Origin of the sequence: Klebsiella sp. 141203, from assembly GCF_032601985.1 — a bacterium.
Lineage (GTDB): Bacteria > Pseudomonadota > Gammaproteobacteria > Enterobacterales > Enterobacteriaceae > Klebsiella > Klebsiella aerogenes.
The window spans coordinates 1-288 of record NZ_JAQIRL010000025.1 but is presented as its reverse complement, the minus strand read 5'-3'; the positions used below and the strand labels follow the sequence as shown (position 1 = coordinate 288).

1 rRNA gene is annotated in these 288 nt (G+C 41.3%); it reads right to left on the bottom strand.

The window, feature by feature from the left end:
* Nucleotides 1-232: 232 nt before the first annotated feature.
* Nucleotides 233-288: ribosomal RNA gene (locus PGR29_RS24850) — 16S ribosomal RNA — on the bottom strand; the annotation flags it as partial.

The following is a 288-nucleotide window of genomic DNA, read 5'->3' as shown; positions in this document are numbered from 1 at the left end:
AGGGCATCCACCGTGTACGCTTAGTCGCTTAACCTCACAACCCGAAGATGTTTCACTTCTGATTGCGAAAATTTGAGAGACTCGAACACACATTAGCTGTGTGTCGTTTCAATTTTCAGCTTGATCCAGATTTTTAAAGAGCAAAATTTCACAATGCACTTAACAGTACATTTTGAAATTTATCATTTATCAAACAATCTGTGTGAGCACTACAAAGGCAGGTTCTTTAAGGTAAGGAGGTGATCCAACCGCAGGTTCCCCTACGGTTACCTTGTTACGACTTCACCC